Origin of the sequence: Gilliamella sp. Gris3-2 (assembly GCF_001690345.1) — a bacterium.
In the GTDB taxonomy this organism is placed as follows: Bacteria; Pseudomonadota; Gammaproteobacteria; order Enterobacterales; family Orbaceae; genus Gilliamella; species Gilliamella bombi.
Genome location: NZ_LZHB01000061.1, coordinates 69,240 through 89,800, shown reverse-complemented (window position 1 = coordinate 89,800; position 20,561 = coordinate 69,240). Strand labels below are relative to the sequence as shown.

The following is a 20,561-nucleotide window of genomic DNA, read 5'->3' as shown; positions in this document are numbered from 1 at the left end:
GGGGTTTAGGAATAAGAGATGCCAAGATCGCTGAATATTTGTTCCATTGCATTATGAGAATAAACGTCATAATCTTTTATATTATAACTTTCTTTTTCAACTAAAAAGTAAATTAATGGTGTTAATAGCTGCTTAAACTCAACCATTAACATCTGGTTTTCTTCAATTTTATTAAATATATAGGGTTTATCTGTTAGAAATTTTATATATTCATCAATACTATATTTATCAAGTAATTCTTTTAATTCTTCTAGCAGATAAATATTATTAGAGTTATCTTTTGCATCATAATTATCATTGGTTAATTCGTTAGCTATTTTTATGGTTACATCTACCCAAGATCCACTAAGTTCAGATATGAATATATCAATCGTTTCATCTGCTTTAGATAATAATTCATCTGTTGTTTCCATTAGGGCCATACTTTTTGCCATTAACCTTTTTACTTCTGCTGGTATATCTTTTGTAATAGATTTGTAAATCTTATCGTGGGACATTTCAGCATAAGCATGTTGTAATAGAGTTCTAACTTGTATTTCACATGGAGTGTCTTTGTTTATTGATATTCCATCATAATTAAAATTTTTTTTAGAATAAACAATATAATGTAGGGATTTATAGTCAAATATCCTAGGGTCATTTTTCCTCCAATCATCCAATTCCCTATCTTTTGAGTAGCACCAATCAGGACTATTTTCTATTATATTTTTTAATGCCATAACATGGCTTTCAAGAAGAACCACAAAACGAATACCTATCTTGTCTGTTATTTCTTCATAATTTCTTTTTTTACGTATAAATGCTTTTGCTAATAATGAGTTGATATCTTTTAATCTTGGATGATTTTCTCTGTATAACGGAATTTTTATTGCGTTCTCTACAAAATTTTCAGGTAATTTATTTACTATTCTAGACAAAACAAAATCACCCCATGCTTTAAACATGGGCATTTCTGATTCATATTTTTTCCTAAATTCATTCTGATCCATTTAGTTTTGGTTACTTAGATCGCCTTTAACTTTTATTGTAGTATATCCTTCATTATCTTTTAAACCAATTTTTATTAAATCATTAAAAGATTCTGATGGAGCTGTTATCTTAACATTTGTAGAAAAGTCTAACCTTCTAATTTTAAGTTTATTTTTTATAAGCGTTATATCTTTACTTATAGAAATAGTAGGGAAATCTTTATTTTTTAAGTAATTAATATAATCTTGGTTTAATTCTTTAGGGAAAAAATCTTCAGCAAACTTTAAAGGTTCTATGACTGTGTTTTGAGAAACTTTTAGTTCAATATGTAAAGCTTGTTGTAATTCAATTTTTTTAGAGTCAGGTAAATTTGTTTGTTTTATGAATTCAGTAGTTAATTCATAAAATTTTCTGGTATTTTGTTTACTGTCAGATGGAAGAGATAGACCTAAAAAATTAGAGTAAAAATATGTGGCTGCAGACTCTGTTTTTAATGACTTTATGTTACTATCAAAAAGATAAGCATATTCTTTGTCTTTAATAAAAACTCCAATTTTATATAATTTAGATGATGGTGTTAAAAAAACATTTTGTAAATAAGTTAGCATAACAGAACTTTCTTCTATTTTTTTGCTAAATCCTGATTGTTCATCAGCTTTTATTATAAAAATACACGGGATATTTATTGCAGTTATTGTTGCAGAAATAACAACTATCAATCCTCCAGGCCATTTAGCACTTGTATGAGCTGTGCTATATCTTTCTGCTATTTTTTTAGATACTGTAATAAATTTTTCATCCTCAACATGGTAACATTCTGAAGAATAATAATAACAGCTATCATCTGATTTTAATGCTATGTCCATCTTAATCGATTTTGATTCTTTACCCATGACCCTGATAATTCTATTTTGAAGATTTTTTAAACCATCAATAGGAAGAGTTGTAAGACAATCACTAACATTTGGTTGCTTTACAGTTTTATTTTCTGGTTTAAATACTTCATGAGTGATTATTTTTTTTATTTGTAAGTTTTCAAAACTGACATTCATTATATTTCGCTCCAAGTTTTTATTTTATCTCTATTTTAGTTATCTTTTGCGTCTGAATATTCTGTGTTCAACCATTGTACCAACTATTCTTATTTGCTGGGTTAGTGTACTCATTGTTGTATAGTCAGGATTTAACGGAATTAGCTCAAATTGCATTCTTTCATGTTCATCATATCCTAACTCTCGATATTTCTTGAACGTAGCTTCTGATTCGCCGTTCATTGCAACAACAAATTCACCAGGAATAGGTCTAACAGCTGGATCTATGATAACAACATCACCTTCTTTAAATTCTGGCTCCATTGAGTCGCCTTTTATTTGTAATGCAAATGCTTTATCTGATAACTCCAATGAAGTCATAATGTATTCAAATCCTGTTGAATCCCTTAATTCGCATGATTCAGTCCAAACTCCTGCTTGAACATAACTAATTAAAGGTACTTGGCGAGCCTTTAGCGCTATAGGCTCTACATTTTTTACTTCTTTCTCTTTTCCGCTTAATAACCACGCCATATCACATTTAAGAGCAACAGATATTTCATATAAATAGCGAGGTTTTTTTACTTCCCCACTTTCAATCGCTTGATAAGATTGTTGTTTTATTCCAACTTGTGAAGCTACTTGTTCCTGCGTTAAGTTCAATTCTTCTCGTCTAGCTCTAATTCGTTGACCAAGATTATTCATTTTTTAAAGTCCTCATTGTTATGGAAAAAATAATACAGATAAATCTGTAATTGACAAACAGTATAAACTGTTATGTAATACAGTAACAACTGTTAAATAAGCAGGGTTATATATGAGTATTGGAGAACGAATTAAACAAAAGAGAATTGAACTAAATCTAAGTCAATCTTTTTTAGCTAATTTAGTTGGTATGAAACAACAATCAATTAGTGATTTGGAATCAGGAAATATAAAAAAACCAAGGAATATTGTAGAAATAGCCAAGGCTCTGAGTTGTTCTGTTGAATGGCTGTATTACGGAAATGAAAATAAGCAATGAATAATGAAACAAATATTAATTATTGCTTACCCGAAACTTATTGCAAGGATGATGAAAAGTGGATCGCGGAAATGCTATCTAAGCTACCGCAGCGAGTTCGGAAAAGGGTGTCTGCTTTATATACAGATGTATTTGTAGCCGAATATAAAAAAGAGCCAATAGCACATAAAAAGGAGAATAAAGCTCGTAGAGAAGCCAATACAAGGCTTCGTAAATATGTAAAACGTTATTCAAGTGTAATGAGTTGTCAGGTCTGTGAGCCGCCAATAGTTACACTGTAACGAAAATCCTCAACATGTTTTGAGGTACTCATCAAGAGAGAGAAGCGGCTTTTGATGGGTAAGGGCGGGGGTGCTTGGTAGTTTAATAATACTACTGAGTATATATATTTTATTACTATTCCAAAGAAAGAATTATTTATATAGATCTTAATTATTATATATATAGGGGCATGAATGAAAGCTGAGATTATAGCAATACTAGCCAAGCAGTTTGACAAGACGACGGTATCGGATAAGCGGTTTTTTATGTCGGCATTGATTGCTAAGTTGAACCTAAATGGTTATGTGGTTGAGAAGGAGGCGAAGCATCCTTTCTTGGAAAATGCAAAGATCAACCTCAAGGTAAGTAAGAACGGTAAGTCTTGCTGGATTGAGCTTGATAACAAAAGCCCTCGTATTCGTTCACTGGAGCGTATTCAGTCACTAGGTGAACATGGTGAGCAAGGTTTTATTTTGTTGAGAAATAGTTTTTTATCTCAGCACAAAACGTTAGGCATTGATGTGGTTTCAGCGAGAAGGTAATCATGCTTAATATCACTCCAAATCACGCTCAAAAAAAGGGACTTGTTGAACTTCGTCAAAACTGGAAGGGATACCGCACATTCATGGTTAGTAGCCCAACAGGGAGCGGTAAAACGGGGCTTGCCGCATTCATAACTGATGGTTTTATTAATAACAATATGCGCGTGTTATTTATCGCTCCGTACACCGTTTTGATTGAACAAACAATGGCTCGTTTTGTTCAATACGGGATTGATGAAAATCTTATTTCTGTGATTTGGCAAAAGCACGAACTATATGACCCAAGAAAACCGATTCAGATAGCCAGTGCCGATACTTTGATTCGCCGTGAACTTCCTGCTGATGTCGATCTGATTATCATTGATGAAGCTCATTTAAAACGCAAAAAGTTACTGGCATACATCAAAGAAACATCAGCAAAGGTTATCGGGTTATCAGGAACACCTTTTGCAACATTCCTAGGGCAATATTACGAAAAACTCATAAAGCCAACCAGTATGAAAGAGTTAATACAACTTGGCGAGTTAAGCCCTTATGAATTCTATGCACCAACTAAACCCAACTTAAAAGGTGTTAAATCTCATAACACAGCAATGGGAAATGATTACAACGAAGATGAACTAGGCGAAATTATGTGCGGCGCTGATTTGGTGGGTGATTTAGTACAAAACTGGCTAGAACACGGCAATGACTTACCAACAGTTTGCTTTTGCGTCAATGTTAAGCACGCAAATTATGTCACTATCCAGTTTAAAAAATCGGGGATTAACGCTGAGGTTATGACGGCAAGCACTCCACAGGATGAGCGTAAATTAATTATTGAACGGTTTGAGTTGGGCATTACTAAAATCCTTGTCAATGTTGGTGTACTTGTTGCTGGTTTTGATAGTGATGTTCGATGTGTTATTTATGCCCGTCCAACGAAGTCAGAAATCAAATGGGTTCAGTGTATTGGTAGGGGACTTAGGACAGCGGAGGGAAAAGACAAGTGCGTTATTTTTGACCACAGCGGAACAGTTCACCGTTTAGGTTTTCCTGATGATATTGAGTATGACAAATTACCGTCAAAGGATGATGGTATGAAGGAAAATAAAATCCAAGAACGCCAAACTACCGAGAAAAAGCCAAAGGAATGCCCGTCTTGTAAATTTATGAAGCCTATTGGTGTTTATACATGCCCTAAATGCGGTTATGAGCCATTAGCTAATGAAGATGTTGAAACAGACGAAACCCGTAACATTCAAAAAATTAACAAAGGTAAGCGTACTGAGTATAGCCAATCAGAAAAGCAATCTTGGTGGTCTCAAATTTTGTTTTATCAGCATCAAGTAGCACAAACCAAAAATAAATCATTAAGCGATGGATGGTGCGCTCATGTTTACCGAAGCAAGTTTGGCGTGTGGCCAAGAAAGTTGAATTATTGCTTAAAAGAAATTGGTCCTGAGGTAAGAAATTTTATTTTAAGTAAACAAATTGCATACGCTAAAAGCCGTGGGGTATCAACACAAAAAATACAGCAAGACTTATCGTTAGCAACTGATGAAGTATTATTGGGCGGTCAAGTATGAGAACCGTGGACGCAATCAAGTATCACATTCCTGCTGTTTTAGCGCATTATAATTTGCCTCCAATCACTGGAGGTAAGCATTATCGTGGTGAATGCCCTATGTGCGGTAAGAAAAATCATTACCGCATGGATAACAGAGATAATAAGGGGACTTGGATTTGTAGTTGTGGCAATGGTGATATTTGGAAGCTATTGCAAACAACCCAGCAAAAAGATTTTAGAACGTTAGCGAAAGAAATCGATCTGCTGATCGGCAATTCATACACTAATAATAATCAACCTAAACAGTTAAAAAGCAATATAAATGAGCTTAGGAACAGGGTTATTAAGAAATTTAATAATCTTGAATCACTAAAAGGAACTCAGGCAGAAAAATACCTCAATAATCGTCATATTACGCTACCAGCTAATGTATGCAACATAAAGTATTCACCAAGCGAGGGAAAGGGAAATACTGCATTAAGTGCTATTTATGCATTAGCAACGGATCTTAACGGAAACCTGTGTTATCTGCATCGCACGTTATTAAATGGAGACAGTAAAGCAAACATTACCGCACCCAAGAAGCTAAATAGTTTACAAGATGAAAATTATTTGACTTATGCAAAGTCGGTAGCAATTCGATTATTTCCCGTTTCGTCAACGCTTGGAATTGCTGAGGGGATAGAAACAGCTTTGTCATGCTATCAAATTTATAGATGTCATACATGGTCTACTATCAATGCGGCATTTTTAGAAAAATTTATAGCACCACTTGGCGTTAAGCATCTGATGATTTTTGCTGATACTGATTGGAATTTAACAGGACAATCAGCCGCATTTAAATGCGCTAGAAATAACCTTTTATCGATACATAACGATGTTGAAAAGGTAACGATTAGATGGCCAGAAAAAGGTGATTTTAATGATGTGCTGATCCAGGGGCTAAAAGTTTATGAATGGGCGAGTTTAAAAGAGAAAAAAGGGGAGTAGGCGTGACTTATAAAATAACAAATGCAAAGCATAAAAAATATATCAAAGAATTCTATTCAGTCACTAAGTTTTTAGTTGTTGTCATTGTGATTGCGTTATTTTTGGGTGCGAGGTAGTGAAACGTGGTGACTAAAGCAGAATTAAAAATATTAGAAAAAGCATTTATGGCAGGATTAACAGGAACTTATTTTCAAAGCGAATCAAAGCTAGCCAAAAAATTAGTTGAGGACGGTCTGTTACAAGAGGTTACATCAGAGGAAATAACTTGTTTTGGGATGATGATAGTTAGGCATTTAAACTTAACTCTATTAGGTCATTTTATATATTGCGATAGTTGTGCAGAGGAGTAACTTAATGACAGCTGAACAAATTCTACAAAAATTAACTCGTAAATCAGCTCATTCATTTCTTCAGTTAGGTCAAACAGCTAGACGCATTGGAGAAAATAAGCGTCATCAGTTTTTAAAAGATGCTGTGCATTATGACCAGAATACAGGTATTTTTACGTCTACTTATAAAGAGGGTATCCATGTTAAAGGCATACATGACAAGCAAGGGCGGTTATTTATTGTTGTAAATAGCCGTAAATACGCTGCAGAACGACTGGCGTGGTTTTTAGTTACTAGCGAATGGCCAAAACGTAAAATCCAGCACAAAAATGGCAATATTGCAGATAATCGCTTTGATAATCTAGAAGAAGTTCGTGCAATTGAAAGGAAGATACCCAAGGTAACATTATCAGAGGGCGTGCATTATTCAGCATCAGATAATAAATGGGTTGCTATTGTTTATCGTAATCGGCAGCACTACAATTTGGGACGTTATACCAGTGAAAAAGCAGCAATAAAAGCGGTTGCAAGGTTTACCAAAAATCTGAATGAAGATGCGTTAAAAAACGAGAGTGCATACCATGCATTGGAGCAATTAAAGAATAAAAAGCAACTTGGTACCTGTATGTCACTGACAGCTTACCAACGCTTATTTATTGAAAATATTCTTACAGGTTGGGGAGCGTGGGCATATCAAGAGATAAAAGAAAGTAATGAGAATGTGATTGCTAAAATGATGATATCATCCTCCGATATTAGTAATACTGCGCTAGTTGATATTATTGATAGTTTATATAGCCAAGGATATAAGGGTAAAGAGTTATTCGAAAAAGCTAGTGATATTATTGCTTCATTAAAGCACCGCCACGCCGAACAATTAGCTGATGATGAAGCTTTAAAGGTGGACAAGCTTTTAATTGAAACATTCGGCAGAAACAGCCCTATTATCAAAATTGCGGTTAGCTATTATGTTTATGGTCACGCTATGTCAGATATAGCTAATTATCTCGAGAAAATAACAGATTTTAGACTAACTAACTATCAAGCAAGAAATAGAGTCAATTGGTGCTTAGATTACCTTAAAACGAGATTTTATCGAGCTTATCAATTTTTGGGAGAAAAATCGTAAAAATGCTTGAAATTATATGTGGCGCATGATATAAATGTGCTATATTCGACGCGAATAGTTGGATATAAGCCTTGTTAGAGATAACAGGGCTTTTTTTATTGCTTGCTACAACGTGGGAATGCTGACGTAGCAAACTGATAGAAAAATTCAGGGTAATGATAACAAATTCATTACAGAGCAATGTAATAAAGAAAGCCTCAATTAAGAGGCTTTTTATTATCAAGGTAAAATTTCACAGCATCAACAATAAGCTTAGCTTGTGATACATCTAGGTTTTTACTTGCTTGTTCAATTAATGCGATATCATCAACGTGTAGTTTGAAGCCTTTTACTTTAACTCCTCGTTTTTGGTCGCTTTTTTGATTAATTTCAACTCTTGTTAATGCCATGTTATCCGCCTTGATTTTTTAAAATTAAATTGTTATATTTAAGGTCATCGGAGAGGTTCCCCTCTCCTTTGAACTACTTTAGAATGCTGGGGAGCTAATCAAAAGTAGCAGAATTAAAATGAATATTTTCTTTTTCATTTTTCTTCTCCTTAAGCCCTCGTCTTAGGTCGGGGGTTTACCTTATCAAGTCCCTCACTTGATGCTTATTATTGTAAGTTAACTTACAATAAAAGTCAACACTATTTATCTAAAAATTTTAATTTTTATAGATTTATTACTGAATAAAATTATTAAATGAAGCCGCTTAATTGCGGTTTTTTTATGTCCAAATTTCACATATGTCGGCGACATTGATGTCGTCGAGTCGTAACTGCGCCTAAACTTCTGCCGTTTAGGTCTATTTATTTCCACAGAATCGACAGCAAAGCTAGACACACACATAACTACCAATAGCTAGTACGCTGTCACATCATTAACTCATATGAAGAATAATAACATGTATAAATCATCAATCATGGAATGGTTGCAATCGAATGCGCCATTAATTTATGGCGTCGTTTTATCCATCATCATAGCCTACGGTCGTTTAACGTATGATGGTGTGGGCGGACGTCGTAAATGGGTAGAAGCGTTATTGTGTGGTGCGTTATCATTAGCTGCTAGCAGTGGACTAGACTATTTTGGCTTACCAGTTAGTATGAATCCTTTTATTGGTGGTGCGATTGGATTTTTAGGGGTTGATAAATTACGTCAAATATCAAATTCAATGTTAAGAAAAAGGGTTGATAACAACGATGACCAAGCTAACTGAACATTTCACACTAGAAGAATTTACTCGCTCGACGACAGCTAGTAGATTAAAAATCAATAACTCTGTGCCTGCTGATTTAATGCCTAACGTGCAATTAACGGCTATTAAGCTGGAGTTGGTAAGAAAAGCTTTGGGTAAGCCAATCATTATCACGTCTGGATATCGCTGTCCTGCGCTAAATGCTAAAGTTGGCGGTGTAGCAACAAGCGCTCACACAAAGGGATTAGCGGTAGATTTTAAATCATCATTTGGTACGCCAAAAGAGATTTGCCAACGATTAATTGATGCTGGTGTGCAATTTGACAAACTGATACAGGAACACAATCAGTGGGTACATATCGGGTTCAGCCCAGCGAATAACCGTCGCATAGTATTAACTGCGGTCAAAAATGGTGGCAAAACTATTTATCTGAACGGTTTAAAATGAATAAAACATACACGACTATAGCGATTATTTTTGTTTTCATGATTTATATTATTATCAATCTACATTTAGATAATGAACGAATTCAAAAAACAAACGCTGAACTGTTCGGAAAAATCGAACAGTTGAACCAGGATATTGCTAAAAACAATCAAATTATAGCGCAACGAGAGCAAGAAAAAGCTCAAGACGCTATGTCAATTAAACAACTTCAAGAGCAAATGAAAGATGCGCTTAAAAATAATCAATGTGCTAATGAGTATATGCCTGACAGCGTTATTAATTGGATGCGGAACGGTAAAAACTAAGTACGTTTATCAATGCAATATCCCTGCATCACTAACACAGCCAAATAACGAGCCTCATATTGATAAACGAATCACGTGGGGACAGTGCCCTGTTTTGTACACTGAGTTATTAAACGAGCTTAGGCAGTGCAATGCGGATAAAAAAGCAATAATGGAGGTTAGTAATAAGAAATATAAACCCCTTAACTTTTTGTGGAAATAAAATATAATTTAACAAATCTATTCAGTGAGGAGTTAAATTATGGAACTAGAAAATAAGACTAAGACGAAAGCAATGGGAAATTGTCCTTATTGTGGAAATCGTGTTTCAGCAATAGTTATTGAGGAAAATATATTAAGAAGGGATAAATGCGAATGCCCTTCTTGTCATGAGGTTATTTATGTTTGTCGATGGCCTGGTTGTCATAATTATACTGTTGGAGGGGATTTTTATGATGATGAACTTTGTCCTAAATGCGGTAAAGATATTTTTGACTCAACAACCAATCTAGCAAAAGTAGCAGCGGGAATTATAACAGCAGAGTTTATTAGAAAGAACATGAAAAAATAATAGAATATATTCTCAATCAAACCGCTTAATTGCGGTTTTTTTATGTCTGAAATTTGCCATCACACGGCAAACACACGGCAATTAACAACAGTGTTCGTTCTTACACTTATATTTCAAATCCAAGCGAGTTATAGGAGATATTAATGCAAAATTTTAAAACAATTCTAGACGCCGCTATTAAAGCTCGAAACCATGCAATAAGTAATTCAATGCTAGATTCAGCTATATCAACACACAAAAGTGATGCAAGAATGACTGAATACAAAGTTAGATGCGCTACTACTTTAATTCGCTATTTAACGAAGCCATCAATGTCTTTATGGGATTCTAATAGTAAATTAAAAGAGTATCTAGCAACCAATCAACTACTATGATAAATGTATACAACAATCAACGATGGCGTAAAGCCAGACAAACATATCTACAGAGCAATCCATTTTGTGTTATGTGTAGGAAGCAAGGCAGATATGAACCAGCTACAGCAGTAGACCACATTATCCCCCATAAGTTAGAACAAGCATTAATATCGAAAGACCCAATAAAGATAAAGAAAGCCCAAAAGCTATTTTGGGATTCATCAAACTATCAAGGATTATGTAGTACTCATCACTCAAGCACTAAACAACGTATTGAGAATAAAGGTACAGAAATAGGATGCGATGTTAATGGTATGCCCTATGGTGGGCATTGGGTTGACTGTAAAAAATAAACCATTATTTTATAACAAGTTATCAAAAAATCATAAATAAGGGGAGGGGGTGGTAAATTTCTACAACTTTTGGTCGTCCAAACCGCCCACCCTCATTCATTTTAACGCTAACCCGATTTTTTTAGTTTTTTTTAGGATTGATTATGACCGCAAAAAAGAAAACACGCTCAGATAGCACTACGGCGGTTATCAGGGCAATGGATAATGCCGCTAAAAATACAATTGAACCACCAGAACATGCAGGGTTGACGGCTAAAGCTCGTCCTTTTTGGGATGCTAACATTAAATCGAAATCGTTAGATTTATGGACGGATACCGACCTTATTGAATGTGCTGATTTATGTAATAACCAGTTAAGAATTCTCGAATTAAGGAAAGAGCTGGCTAAAGAGAATAAAAAAACTGGCGAAGAACGAAACTCTAACGAGATAAAACGAATTGATAAGCAGATTACTGATTTGGGTCGGTTAGTTGCCGCACAAAAAAGAAATCTGCAAATACACTCTCACGCAACAAACGGCGAATCACGAGATCAAGTTAATCATAATAAAAACGAGCAAGAAGCTAGAAGATATTTGGGTAAACATGATGATGGCTTGCTTGCCACTCCCATACATTAAGGTGGACTATGACGAGAGGTGAAAAAGTAATTGCTTTTATTGAGCGATATTGCCGAGTCCCCGACGGCGAACACCTTGGTGAGCCGATGCAATTGGCTGATTTCCAGAAAAGGTTCATTTTAGATATTTATGATAATCCGCATGGCACTAACTCGGCATACCTCAGTATTGCGAGGAAGAACGGCAAGACAGGTTTAATTGCTGGGCTATTATTGGCGCACTTAGTTGGACCAGAAGCCGTACAGAATTCGCAAATCGTAAGCGGAGCAATGAGCCGAGAACAAGCTGCAATAGTCTTTGATTTAGCTGTTAAAATCGTGAATTTAAACCCTGAACTACAAAGAATTGTAAGGGTTGTACCAAGTGGGAAAAGACTTTATGGTTTAATTTGTAACGTTGAATATAAAGCGTTAGCCGCTGAAGGAAAAACGGCACATGGACTATCGCCAATTCTTGCTATCTTGGATGAGGTAGGGCAAATAGTTGGACCAAGAAGCGATTTTGTTGACGCAATTACAACATCACAAGGGGCACATAAAGCACCATTACTCATTGCGATTAGCACACAAGCGGCTAATGATGCGGATTTATTTAGTGTGTGGCTTGATGATGCAAAAAATTCTAACGATCCGCATATTGTTTCCCATGTGTATTCTGCTGAAAAAAATGCTGATGTATTGGATGAAGAAGCTTGGAAAGCAGCAAACCCAGCCCTTGGTCTGTTTCGTTCCTATGATGATTTGAAGCGGCTTGCTAATGCCGCTAATCGAATGCCGAGCGAAGAAAACAAGTTCAGAAATTTAAACTTAAATCAAAGGGTATCCGTCGTTAGTCCTTTTGTATCTCGCAATGTTTGGGAATCTTGCTCAGCCAAGCCGACGTCAGAAGATATCATTAGTTTTGCGGGGCTTGATTTATCACAAAAGAATGACTTAACCGCATTCGTTGTTATATCAAAAACAAGTGATGGGCACTGGAACGTTCACCCGTATTTTTGGGCAACAGAAGTTGGCATACATGATCGTTCAAAACGGGACAGAGTGCCATACGATGTGTGGGCTAAACAAGGTTACTTAAGAACAACGCCACGGGCATCTATTGATTATGAGTATCTAGTTAAAGAACTAGATGAAATCATCCAAGAATATAACATTTCAGCTATCGCCTTTGACCGATATCACATTGACTTTTTAATCAAGGAATTTGAGCGAATTAATGCCAACCCACCGTTAGTTAAGTTCGGGCAAGGTTTTAAAGATATGACGCCTGCCTTGTCGATTTTAGAAGATGAGCTTTTAAATGGAACTATCCGACACGGTAACCATCCAATATTAACTATGTGTGCTGCTAATGCTGTTGTTACAAGGGATGAAGCGGACAATAGGAAGTTCGATAAGCACAAAGCAACAGGACGGATAGACGGAATGCAAGCGTTAGCTATGGCTTTTGGTGTAACAAATAAAGAAGATGAGTTGGAAAACAATTTATCAGATCACATCCTAAACGTAGGAATACGGTCCTTATAATGAATATTTTTAATTTATTTAAACGTAAATCGCAGGGCGTTACCACCTCTCAAGAGGTACCCAATTACATCGGTCTTTCACTAGATACTTACGCGGGTCGCAGAGTTAGCCCGGCCCTAGCTATGCAGTTAACGGCGGTATTCGGTTGCGTGAGAGTGCTAACGGAATCGGTTGGAATGTTACCTTGTTTTTTATATCAAGCGACCGATAACGGGCGAAAGAAAGCACCTAAAGAAAAACTGTACTCGCTTTTGTACGTTGCACCAAATAACTATATGACACCGCAGGAGTTTTGGGAGTATCTAATCGGTTGCCTTTGTTTGCGGGGTAACTTTTACGCTTACAAAGTTAAAGTATTCGGTGAGGTCGTTGAGCTACTCCCGCTTTTACCTGGTAGCGTACAGCCCAAGCTTAATGAGAAATGGGAGCCTGTTTATCAAGTCACATTCCCCGACGGCTCTTGTGATGTTTTATCCCAAGAGGAAATTTGGCATGTACGCACATTCTCAATGGATTCTTTAGTTGGACTAAGCCCTATTAGTTATGCACGGCACGCTATAGGGTTAGGTTTAGCAACGGAAGAACACGGCTCCAGACTGTTCAGTAATGGTGCGGTATCAAGCGGTGTATTACAAACTGACCAAGTGTTAACTGATGAAGCGTACAAACGATTAAAAGACAATTTTCAAGAGCGCCATCAAGGTTTATCAAATGCACATAAGCCAATGATTCTAGAAATGGGTTTAAAGTGGAACAACATCAGTATGTCTGCCGAGGATGCCCAATTTCTAGAAACACGTAAATTTCAATTAGAGGAAATATGCAGAATATTCCGAGTGCCGATGCACATGGTGCAAAACACAGACAGGGCGACATTCAATAATATTGAAAATCTCGGCATGGGTTTTGTTAACTACTCATTAGTGCCATATCTAACACGTATTGAACAGCGCATAAATGTTGGTCTGGTTAACAAAGAAAAGCGAGGGCAGTTTTATGCCAAATTCAATGTAGGAGCTTTATTGCGTGGCGATATGAAATCACGTTATGAATCGTACGCCACAGGTATTAACTGGGGCATTTTGTCACCGAATGAGTGCCGAGATTTGGAAGAGCGTAACCCTAGAGAGGGTGGAGACATCTATCTAACCCCAATGAATATGACTACTAAACCACAGGATAATAACAAAAATGCTAAACAAAAAGAGACTTGATATACCCTTTGAAATTAAGTCAATCAGTGATACAGGTGCGTTTACGGGCTACGGCTCGGTGTTCGGCGTAAAAGATAGTTATTCCGATATTGTGATTAAAGGTGCTTTTGCAAATTCGCTTAATAAGTGGAAAGAAAAAGGACGTTTACCCGCACTCCTTTGGCAGCACAAGATGGACGAACCTATCGGCTATTACACAAAAATGGTTGAGGACGATAACGGATTATACCTTGAGGGGCAGTTATTAATTGATGATGATCCACTCGCAAAACGAGCACATGCTCATATGAAAGCAAAATCATTATCGGGATTGTCAATTGGCTATATATTAAACGATTATGATTATGACAAGGAAAAATCTGCATTCATTTTAAAGGATATTGACCTTTGGGAGGTTTCCGTTGTCACGTTCCCTGCCAATGATGAAGCAATGATTGATAACGTAAAAAGTATTTTCGAAAGTGGTGATATACCGCCGCCGAAAGAAATAGAAAGAGTACTGCGTGACGTTGGACTCTCCAGAACTCAGGCAAAGGCGTTCATGTCTGAGGGATACTCTTCACTAAAACAGCGAGACGTTAGTAATAGCGAAGAAAACGCATTAAACATTTTAAAATCCATTTTTAATTAGGAGATTATATATTATGGCAGTAGATCAAAAAGATGTTGAACTTGTCGCGCAAGAAATTAAAAATCAATTTGAACAATTCAAAGCAACTAATGACAAACGACTAGATGCAATTGAACAAGAAAAAGCAGCATTGGCGGGGAAAGTAGAATCTCAGAACGCAAAATTATCAGAATTAGATAATATAAAAACTGCGCTAGAAAACGAACTAAAAGAGGTCAAACGTCCCATAGGTGGCAACAAACAAGCAACAGCACATAAAGAAGCGTTTGCCATGTTCATCCGCAAAGGTGACGAACAAGGATTAGCCGAACTGGAACGAAAAGCAATGCAAACTGGCGTTGATGCTGACGGTGGTTTTGCAGTACCAGAAGAACTAAATACTGATATTTTAGCCGCATTGCGTGATGAAGTTGTGATGCGTCAAGAATGTACGGTAATGACGGTTGGCACACCTGATTGGAAAAAACTAACAAACAAAGGCAGCATTGCTAGTGGTTGGGTTGGTGAAACCGATGAGCGAACAGAAACAGGAACACCAAAACTCGGTGTTATTTCTCCTGTCTGGGGTGAAATCTACGGTAACCCATACGCCACGCAAACCATGCTTGATGATGCCTTTTTTAATGTTGAATCTTTTATTGTGAATGAGCTTTCTCAAGAGTTTGCAGAAAAAGAAGAAGAGGCATTTACACTCGGTGACGGAAATAAAAAACCGAAAGGCTTTTTAGCTTACGAAACTACAGCGCAAGCAGATAAAGATCGTGACTGGGGTAAATTACAAAACGTTGTAGCTGGTGCGGCGAATTTAACAACTGATGATATTGTGAAGTTAACTTACACACTGCGTAAGGTCTATCGTGCAGGTGCTAAATTTATGATGAACAATCAATCATTGTTAGCGGTTCGTTTACTAAAAGACTCTAACGGTAATTACATCTGGCAACCGGGCTTACAAGTTGGCCAACCATCACTATTATCGGGTTTTGCTGTTGCTGAAAATGAGCAAATGCCTGATATCGGCGACAGCTCAGGTAAAGCACCAATTGCGTTTGGTAACTTCAAACGCGGCTTTTATATCTTTGATCGCATTGGTATTCGTATGTTACGAGACCCATACACTAAGAAGCCATTTGTTGGATTCTATACAACCAAACGTGTTGGCTCTATGTTGAATGATAGCAATGCTATTAAAGTGTTAACTATGCCAGCAGTTCAATCACGTTCAGCAAAATCTTAACTGAAATGACAAGGCCCTTTATTAAATAAAGGGCTTAGAGGTTTTTATGTCTACCATAACTTATAAATTTCCAACGCTAGATGAAATCAAAAACCAATGTCGAATTGATAATGATGATGAAGACAATTTATTAAATATATATTTAAAGGCCGCAATTAGTAGAGCACAGAATTACACCAACCGTATATTTTATGAGGATGAAATACCGGCTGACGCATGTCCATCAGCCATGTTAGTTGAACCAGATGTAAAAATTGCAATTTTGTTGGCTGTGGGGTATTGGTATCAACAACGTGAAGATGTTGCTAACGAACAGTTATATTCTATTCCTCTTGGCTTCAATGCCTTATTAAACTCTTACAGGTATATACCAATATGATTAGAGCGGCAGGCAAACGAAATCAAAAAATATTGATTCGCCGAAGGTTTGATATCCCCGTTGGTTTTAGTGATGTAGATCCTGAATACTCAAAAGGTTTTTACAAATGGGCTAAAGTCACACAACCGAACTTTGCAACCTATTTTAATTCAATTCAGACCGAGAATGTAATCACTCATTATTTCGAAATAATTGCCAACGACGGGATGCCAATATCTGTTGATTATGAAATTGTTTGGAACGGTTCAGTTTATCGAATTAAACGATGTCGTTGGTTAGATCAGTTAAAAAAATATCTTTTACTTGAATGTGAGGAGTTTGCACTAAATGAATGATTACAACGTTCATGTTGATTTTAAATTAACCGAAGTGGCTGAACTTGACCGAAAAAAATTGCGTAAAACCTTCGTCAAAATCGGTAGAAAAATTCAAGCAACATCACGCTCATTAGTCAGTAAAAAACAGGTTTCCAAAAGTGGTGAATATCCGGGATATCGAAGTGGTAAGTTGAGTCGTTCTATCGGTTATAAAGTGCCTCGTCCTACATCACGGCGACCAGGACTCATGGTTATTGTGATGCCGAATGTTAAAGGCGGAAACAATATGGAAAAGCTAATGGGTCCGTATTATCCAGCATTTTTATTTTATGGCGTTAGGCGTAATGCCAAACGCGGGAAAAGCCATAAAAAAGGAGCATCAGGTGGAACGCCTTGGCGCATTGCACCACGTAAAAACTTTATGATTGATGCGTTAAATAAAGAATCATCATGGAGTAAATACACGCTAGCTAAAGAGCTAGTCAACTCAATGAAGCAGGTTAAACAATGAAATTATCACATATCGTCCACACATTGCGCCATTTTAGCCCTAGCTTTGAAGGTCGTGTTGGGGGCGCTGCTGAATTTTCAGCTATTAAAGATACAGCATTTTTAAAATTACCTGCCGCTTATGTGGTTCCGCTTGATGATAGAGCAGAAGATAACAAGTCACAAACTGACTATTGGCAAAATGTGACTGAGGGGTTTGGGGTTATTGTTGTATTAAAGCCGCTTGATGAGCGAGGGCAACACGAAGCATACGACATTGTTGAAAATATCAAAGTTGAACTGTGGCGAGCATTGCTGGGTTATGAACCTTCACCTGCGCATTATCCTATTCAATATGATGGTGGTGATTTACTTGATTTAGATCGAGGGAGAATTTTTTATCAATTTAATTTTAGCGCAGTGCGGGAAGTTGGGTTTGAGGATACTCGACAATATTTTGATTTAAATGCTATTGATAACCCAATTCCTGATCCTGATTGGCAACCCGATCCAAACAAACCTGATATTACTGAACCTCCGCAGTATAACCCGCTAAACATCGGCGACTTTGATACTTTAGCAGGGACTGTTAATGAACAGGATTCAAAGGTAACCGTTAATTTTGAACACAATAATATCTATGAGGGCAATAATGATAATTAGACCAGTGAGTGGCAAGCAGGTATATGACCCCAATAGCGGGGATTATTTACCAGCAGACGGTCGTAATGTTGAGTTTAACCAATACTGGGCTAGACGACTAACAAATAATGATGTTGAAGAAGTTACAAACATCAAAGTAAAACAAGAAAAAAGGGTAGCTAAAAATGACAATTAGTTTTAATAACATTCCTAGCAATATAAAAGTGCCGCTATTCTATGCTGAAGTGGATTCATCAGCGGCTAATACAATTCAAGATAGTGGTGCTTCATTAATCATTGCGTATCCATTGGCTGAAAGTCTAATTGAGCGTAATAAACTTACTATTATGCCAACAGCAGATCACGCTAAAAAACTCGCAGGACGAGGCAGTCAATTATCTAGAATGGTTGAAGCCTATCGCAATATTGATAATTTTGGTGAACTTTTTGTCATCGCTGTAGATGAACCCACAGCAGGCTCGAATGCGTCGGGTACTATCCAAATATCAGGTATAGCAGAAGAAACAGGCACATTAAGTTTCTATATCGGCAACAGTAAAATTCAATCACGAGTAACCGTCTCTGATACTGCAGAAAGCATAGCAAACGGATTATATAATGCGATTAATACTCATCTTGATTTACCTGTTACCGCAACCGTGACGAATAGCACAATAACGCTAACAGCTAAAAACAAAGGGTTGAGTGGCAATGACATTCCTTTGTGCTTTAACTACTATGGCACAATCGGTGGAGAAGAAACCCCAGACGGTTTAAATATTGTTATCACTCAAATGCATGGTGGAACTGGCACTCCAGATTTAACGCCGGTTATTGCTGCCATGGGTGACAAACTCCTTGATTTTATCGCATTCCCATTTAATGACTTATCATCTTTGGCAACATTTAATCATGAAATGGATGATACTACGGGTAGATGGAGCTATGCGCGCCAATTATATGGACACGCTTATACCGCTAAAAAAGGTGATTTATCTGAGCTTGTCGAATTTGGTGATAAATTAAATTACCAACATATTACTGTTGCCGGTTATGAGAAAACCATCCAAACGGGTATTGATGAATTAGTTGCGATGCGAACTGCTCGTAATGCTGTATTTATTCGTAACGATCCTGCTCGCCCAACGCAAACTGGATTATTAAATGGTGCATTGCCAGCATCCGATAGTCACCAATTCACGCTTACAGAACAACAATCATTATTAAGTCACGGCATTGCGACAGCATATGTTTCTAGTGGTAATTTATTAATTCAGCGAGATATCACCACATATCAACGTAACAGTTACGGCATTGCGGATAATAGCTATCTTGATAGTGAAACACTTCATACACTTGCATATGTATTACGTAAATTACGTAGCGTGATCACATCGAAATACCCACGTCATAAACTGGCTAACGACGGTACACGATTTGGTGCTGGACAAGCAATTATCACACCCGCAGTAGCTAAGGCGGAAATTAATGCAACATATCGTCAATTAGAATTACTAGGCTTAGTTGAAAATTTTGATGTGTTCAAGAAGAACTTAATTGTTGAACGAAATGTTAACGACCCAAATCGATTGGATGTGCTATTCCCACCCGATCTCGTTAATCAACTACGCGTTTTTGCTGTGTTAGCACAGTTTAGATTGCAATATCCAGAGGAGAAAAACTAATGACACAACGACGTATTGCAGGAACAACTTACATTAAAGTTGATTCTATCCAGTTATCGTTAACGGGCGGTATTGAAGTCCCAATGAATACTAACGTTAAAGAAAGTATTTTGGGGTTAGATAATAGCGTTCACTACAAAGAAACGTTCCGAGCTCCGTACATTAAAGGGACATTTAAAGTACCGAGTGATTTTCCAATCGATAAGTTAATGTCTAGTGATTCAATGACCGTTACCGCAGAATTGGCCAACGGTAAAGTTTACGTTTTGTCTAATGCCTGGGCTGAAGGTGAAGTCAATCACAATGCCGAAGAAGGTACAGCAGAAATCGAATTTCACGGTGAAGAAGGATTTTATCAATAATGAAAGAAATTAAATTATCACAGCCGATTATGGCACACGGCAATGAGTTACATGTACTTGAATTAAAAGAGCCTACCGTTAAAGATATCAAAAAATTAGGCTTTCCATTTGATAGCCAAATGATTGGTGACCCTAAAAAAGTGGCCGATTACATTGTTGCGCTAGGTAACGTTACGCCAAGCTCCGTTGAGCAACTTACACCCTATGATTTTTTAATGATTACGGGTGAAATTATGATGTTCTTCGGCCCAAAGGAGAAGGTGGAGAATACAGCGGAGGAGCAACCGACAGCGGAATAATTACAATCGAATATCTTGTAAACCTTTGTTTTGACCTCGCCAAGTATTGGCAACTTTCCCCCTTTTATATCATAGAAGAACGTTCACTATCCGAAGTTTTTGAATTATGTGAACAAGCAAATCGCATAGAAAATAGCAAGGAATC

Annotated in this window: 31 protein-coding genes; 27 read left to right on the top strand and 4 right to left on the bottom strand. The window is 36.9% G+C overall.

Going from position 1 to position 20,561, the window contains the following annotated elements; all coding sequences use genetic code 11:
- Positions 1-5: 5 nt before the first annotated feature.
- The 3 genes from A9G32_RS08480 to A9G32_RS08470 are packed head-to-tail and all read right to left on the bottom strand — an operon-like array spanning position 6 to position 2,705.
- Positions 6-989 (bottom strand): GTP pyrophosphokinase, encoded by a 984-nt coding sequence (locus tag A9G32_RS08480; protein WP_065590909.1) that lies wholly within the window; start codon positions 987-989, stop codon positions 6-8.
- The gene (locus tag A9G32_RS08475; RefSeq protein ID WP_065590910.1) at positions 990-2,021 is read right to left on the bottom strand and encodes a nucleoid-associated protein; all 1,032 of its coding nucleotides are present in this window, start codon (positions 2,019-2,021) and stop codon (positions 990-992) included.
- A 39-nt stretch (positions 2,022-2,060) separates the two neighbouring features.
- Positions 2,061-2,705 (bottom strand): LexA family protein, encoded by a 645-nt coding sequence (locus A9G32_RS08470; RefSeq protein ID WP_065590911.1) that lies wholly within the window; start codon positions 2,703-2,705, stop codon positions 2,061-2,063.
- Between the two features lie 112 nt (positions 2,706-2,817).
- Between A9G32_RS08470 and A9G32_RS08465 the strand changes: the two genes are divergently transcribed.
- The 7 genes from A9G32_RS08465 (at position 2,818) to A9G32_RS08435 (ending at position 7,824) form a co-directional block, all read left to right on the top strand.
- The gene (locus A9G32_RS08465) at positions 2,818-3,024 is read left to right on the top strand and encodes a helix-turn-helix domain-containing protein (RefSeq protein WP_065590912.1); all 207 of its coding nucleotides are present in this window, start codon (positions 2,818-2,820) and stop codon (positions 3,022-3,024) included.
- Entirely contained in the window at positions 3,021-3,305 is a 285-nt protein-coding gene (locus A9G32_RS08460) for a hypothetical protein (RefSeq protein ID WP_065590913.1), read from the top strand. Before A9G32_RS08465 ends, A9G32_RS08460 begins: the two co-directional genes overlap by 4 nt.
- 174 nt (positions 3,306-3,479) lie before the next feature.
- Positions 3,480-3,827, top strand: coding sequence for a hypothetical protein (locus A9G32_RS08455; RefSeq protein WP_065590914.1), 348 nt, complete (start codon positions 3,480-3,482; stop codon positions 3,825-3,827).
- 2 nt (positions 3,828-3,829) lie between these two features.
- Positions 3,830-5,395, top strand: coding sequence for a DEAD/DEAH box helicase (locus A9G32_RS08450; RefSeq protein ID WP_065590915.1), 1,566 nt, complete (start codon positions 3,830-3,832; stop codon positions 5,393-5,395).
- Positions 5,392-6,366, top strand: a complete 975-nt coding sequence (locus tag A9G32_RS08445) for a DUF7146 domain-containing protein (protein ID WP_065590916.1) — start codon at positions 5,392-5,394, stop codon at positions 6,364-6,366. Before A9G32_RS08450 ends, A9G32_RS08445 begins: the two co-directional genes overlap by 4 nt.
- A gap of 122 nt (positions 6,367-6,488) precedes the next feature.
- Complete coding sequence (locus A9G32_RS08440; protein ID WP_065590917.1) at positions 6,489-6,716, top strand: hypothetical protein; 228 nt, start codon at positions 6,489-6,491, stop codon at positions 6,714-6,716.
- A gap of 4 nt (positions 6,717-6,720) precedes the next feature.
- On the top strand, positions 6,721-7,824 hold the full coding sequence (locus A9G32_RS08435) for a DUF1133 family protein (RefSeq protein WP_065590918.1): 1,104 nt from the start codon (positions 6,721-6,723) through the stop codon (positions 7,822-7,824).
- Positions 7,825-8,021: 197 nt separating this feature from the next.
- Here A9G32_RS08435 and A9G32_RS08430 read toward each other — a convergent pair whose 3' ends face one another.
- A complete protein-coding gene (locus A9G32_RS08430) occupies positions 8,022-8,213 on the bottom strand; it encodes a hypothetical protein (protein WP_065590919.1) in 192 nt (63 codons plus the stop codon).
- 496 nt (positions 8,214-8,709) lie between these two features.
- Between A9G32_RS08430 and A9G32_RS08425 the strand changes: the two genes are divergently transcribed.
- From A9G32_RS08425 to A9G32_RS08335, 20 genes are all read left to right on the top strand, one after another.
- Complete coding sequence (locus A9G32_RS08425) at positions 8,710-9,024, top strand: phage holin, lambda family (protein ID WP_174796895.1); 315 nt, start codon at positions 8,710-8,712, stop codon at positions 9,022-9,024.
- Positions 9,008-9,451 carry a D-Ala-D-Ala carboxypeptidase family metallohydrolase gene (locus A9G32_RS08420; protein ID WP_065590920.1) on the top strand — a complete coding sequence of 148 codons (444 nt, stop codon included), beginning with the start codon at positions 9,008-9,010 and terminating at the stop codon, positions 9,449-9,451. The genes A9G32_RS08425 and A9G32_RS08420 overlap by 17 nt, the downstream gene beginning before the upstream one ends.
- On the top strand, positions 9,448-9,756 hold the full coding sequence (locus tag A9G32_RS08415) for a DUF2570 domain-containing protein (protein WP_065590921.1): 309 nt from the start codon (positions 9,448-9,450) through the stop codon (positions 9,754-9,756). The genes A9G32_RS08420 and A9G32_RS08415 overlap by 4 nt, the downstream gene beginning before the upstream one ends.
- On the top strand, positions 9,677-9,958 hold the full coding sequence (gene lysC, locus A9G32_RS13670; protein WP_442902826.1) for an Rz1-like lysis system protein LysC: 282 nt from the start codon (positions 9,677-9,679) through the stop codon (positions 9,956-9,958). Before A9G32_RS08415 ends, lysC begins: the two co-directional genes overlap by 80 nt.
- A gap of 39 nt (positions 9,959-9,997) precedes the next feature.
- On the top strand, positions 9,998-10,306 hold the full coding sequence (locus A9G32_RS08410; RefSeq protein ID WP_065590922.1) for a hypothetical protein: 309 nt from the start codon (positions 9,998-10,000) through the stop codon (positions 10,304-10,306).
- A gap of 143 nt (positions 10,307-10,449) precedes the next feature.
- Positions 10,450-10,680 carry a hypothetical protein gene (locus A9G32_RS08405; RefSeq protein WP_065590923.1) on the top strand — a complete coding sequence of 77 codons (231 nt, stop codon included), beginning with the start codon at positions 10,450-10,452 and terminating at the stop codon, positions 10,678-10,680.
- The gene (locus tag A9G32_RS08400; protein WP_065590924.1) at positions 10,677-11,015 is read left to right on the top strand and encodes an HNH endonuclease signature motif containing protein; all 339 of its coding nucleotides are present in this window, start codon (positions 10,677-10,679) and stop codon (positions 11,013-11,015) included. The genes A9G32_RS08405 and A9G32_RS08400 overlap by 4 nt, the downstream gene beginning before the upstream one ends.
- 143 nt (positions 11,016-11,158) lie before the next feature.
- Positions 11,159-11,635 (top strand): terminase, encoded by a 477-nt coding sequence (locus A9G32_RS08395; protein WP_065590925.1) that lies wholly within the window; start codon positions 11,159-11,161, stop codon positions 11,633-11,635.
- Positions 11,636-11,643: 8 nt separating this feature from the next.
- Positions 11,644-13,161, top strand: coding sequence for a terminase large subunit (locus tag A9G32_RS08390; protein WP_065590926.1), 1,518 nt, complete (start codon positions 11,644-11,646; stop codon positions 13,159-13,161).
- Entirely contained in the window at positions 13,161-14,375 is a 1,215-nt protein-coding gene (locus tag A9G32_RS08385) for a phage portal protein (RefSeq protein ID WP_065590927.1), read from the top strand. Before A9G32_RS08390 ends, A9G32_RS08385 begins: the two co-directional genes overlap by 1 nt.
- Positions 14,353-15,006 carry an HK97 family phage prohead protease gene (locus A9G32_RS08380; protein ID WP_065590928.1) on the top strand — a complete coding sequence of 218 codons (654 nt, stop codon included), beginning with the start codon at positions 14,353-14,355 and terminating at the stop codon, positions 15,004-15,006. The genes A9G32_RS08385 and A9G32_RS08380 overlap by 23 nt, the downstream gene beginning before the upstream one ends.
- A gap of 13 nt (positions 15,007-15,019) precedes the next feature.
- Complete coding sequence (locus A9G32_RS08375) at positions 15,020-16,243, top strand: phage major capsid protein (RefSeq protein WP_065590929.1); 1,224 nt, start codon at positions 15,020-15,022, stop codon at positions 16,241-16,243.
- Positions 16,244-16,289: 46 nt separating this feature from the next.
- Positions 16,290-16,622 carry a head-tail connector protein gene (locus A9G32_RS08370; RefSeq protein WP_065590930.1) on the top strand — a complete coding sequence of 111 codons (333 nt, stop codon included), beginning with the start codon at positions 16,290-16,292 and terminating at the stop codon, positions 16,620-16,622.
- A complete protein-coding gene (locus tag A9G32_RS08365) occupies positions 16,619-16,957 on the top strand; it encodes a phage head completion protein (RefSeq protein WP_081296800.1) in 339 nt (112 codons plus the stop codon). The genes A9G32_RS08370 and A9G32_RS08365 overlap by 4 nt, the downstream gene beginning before the upstream one ends.
- Positions 16,950-17,450, top strand: a complete 501-nt coding sequence (locus tag A9G32_RS08360; protein WP_065590932.1) for a hypothetical protein — start codon at positions 16,950-16,952, stop codon at positions 17,448-17,450. Before A9G32_RS08365 ends, A9G32_RS08360 begins: the two co-directional genes overlap by 8 nt.
- The gene (locus A9G32_RS08355; RefSeq protein ID WP_065590933.1) at positions 17,447-18,091 is read left to right on the top strand and encodes a phage tail terminator protein; all 645 of its coding nucleotides are present in this window, start codon (positions 17,447-17,449) and stop codon (positions 18,089-18,091) included. The genes A9G32_RS08360 and A9G32_RS08355 overlap by 4 nt, the downstream gene beginning before the upstream one ends.
- Positions 18,081-18,266: a DUF2635 domain-containing protein gene (locus A9G32_RS08350; protein ID WP_065590934.1), complete on the top strand. Its 186-nt coding sequence runs from the start codon at positions 18,081-18,083 to the stop codon at positions 18,264-18,266. The genes A9G32_RS08355 and A9G32_RS08350 overlap by 11 nt, the downstream gene beginning before the upstream one ends.
- Positions 18,256-19,755, top strand: a complete 1,500-nt coding sequence (locus tag A9G32_RS08345; protein ID WP_065590935.1) for a phage tail sheath subtilisin-like domain-containing protein — start codon at positions 18,256-18,258, stop codon at positions 19,753-19,755. The genes A9G32_RS08350 and A9G32_RS08345 overlap by 11 nt, the downstream gene beginning before the upstream one ends.
- The gene (locus A9G32_RS08340; protein ID WP_065590936.1) at positions 19,755-20,117 is read left to right on the top strand and encodes a phage tail tube protein; all 363 of its coding nucleotides are present in this window, start codon (positions 19,755-19,757) and stop codon (positions 20,115-20,117) included. The genes A9G32_RS08345 and A9G32_RS08340 overlap by 1 nt, the downstream gene beginning before the upstream one ends.
- Complete coding sequence (locus tag A9G32_RS08335; RefSeq protein ID WP_065590937.1) at positions 20,117-20,416, top strand: phage tail assembly protein; 300 nt, start codon at positions 20,117-20,119, stop codon at positions 20,414-20,416. The genes A9G32_RS08340 and A9G32_RS08335 overlap by 1 nt, the downstream gene beginning before the upstream one ends.
- The last annotated feature ends 145 nt before the right edge of the window (positions 20,417-20,561 follow it).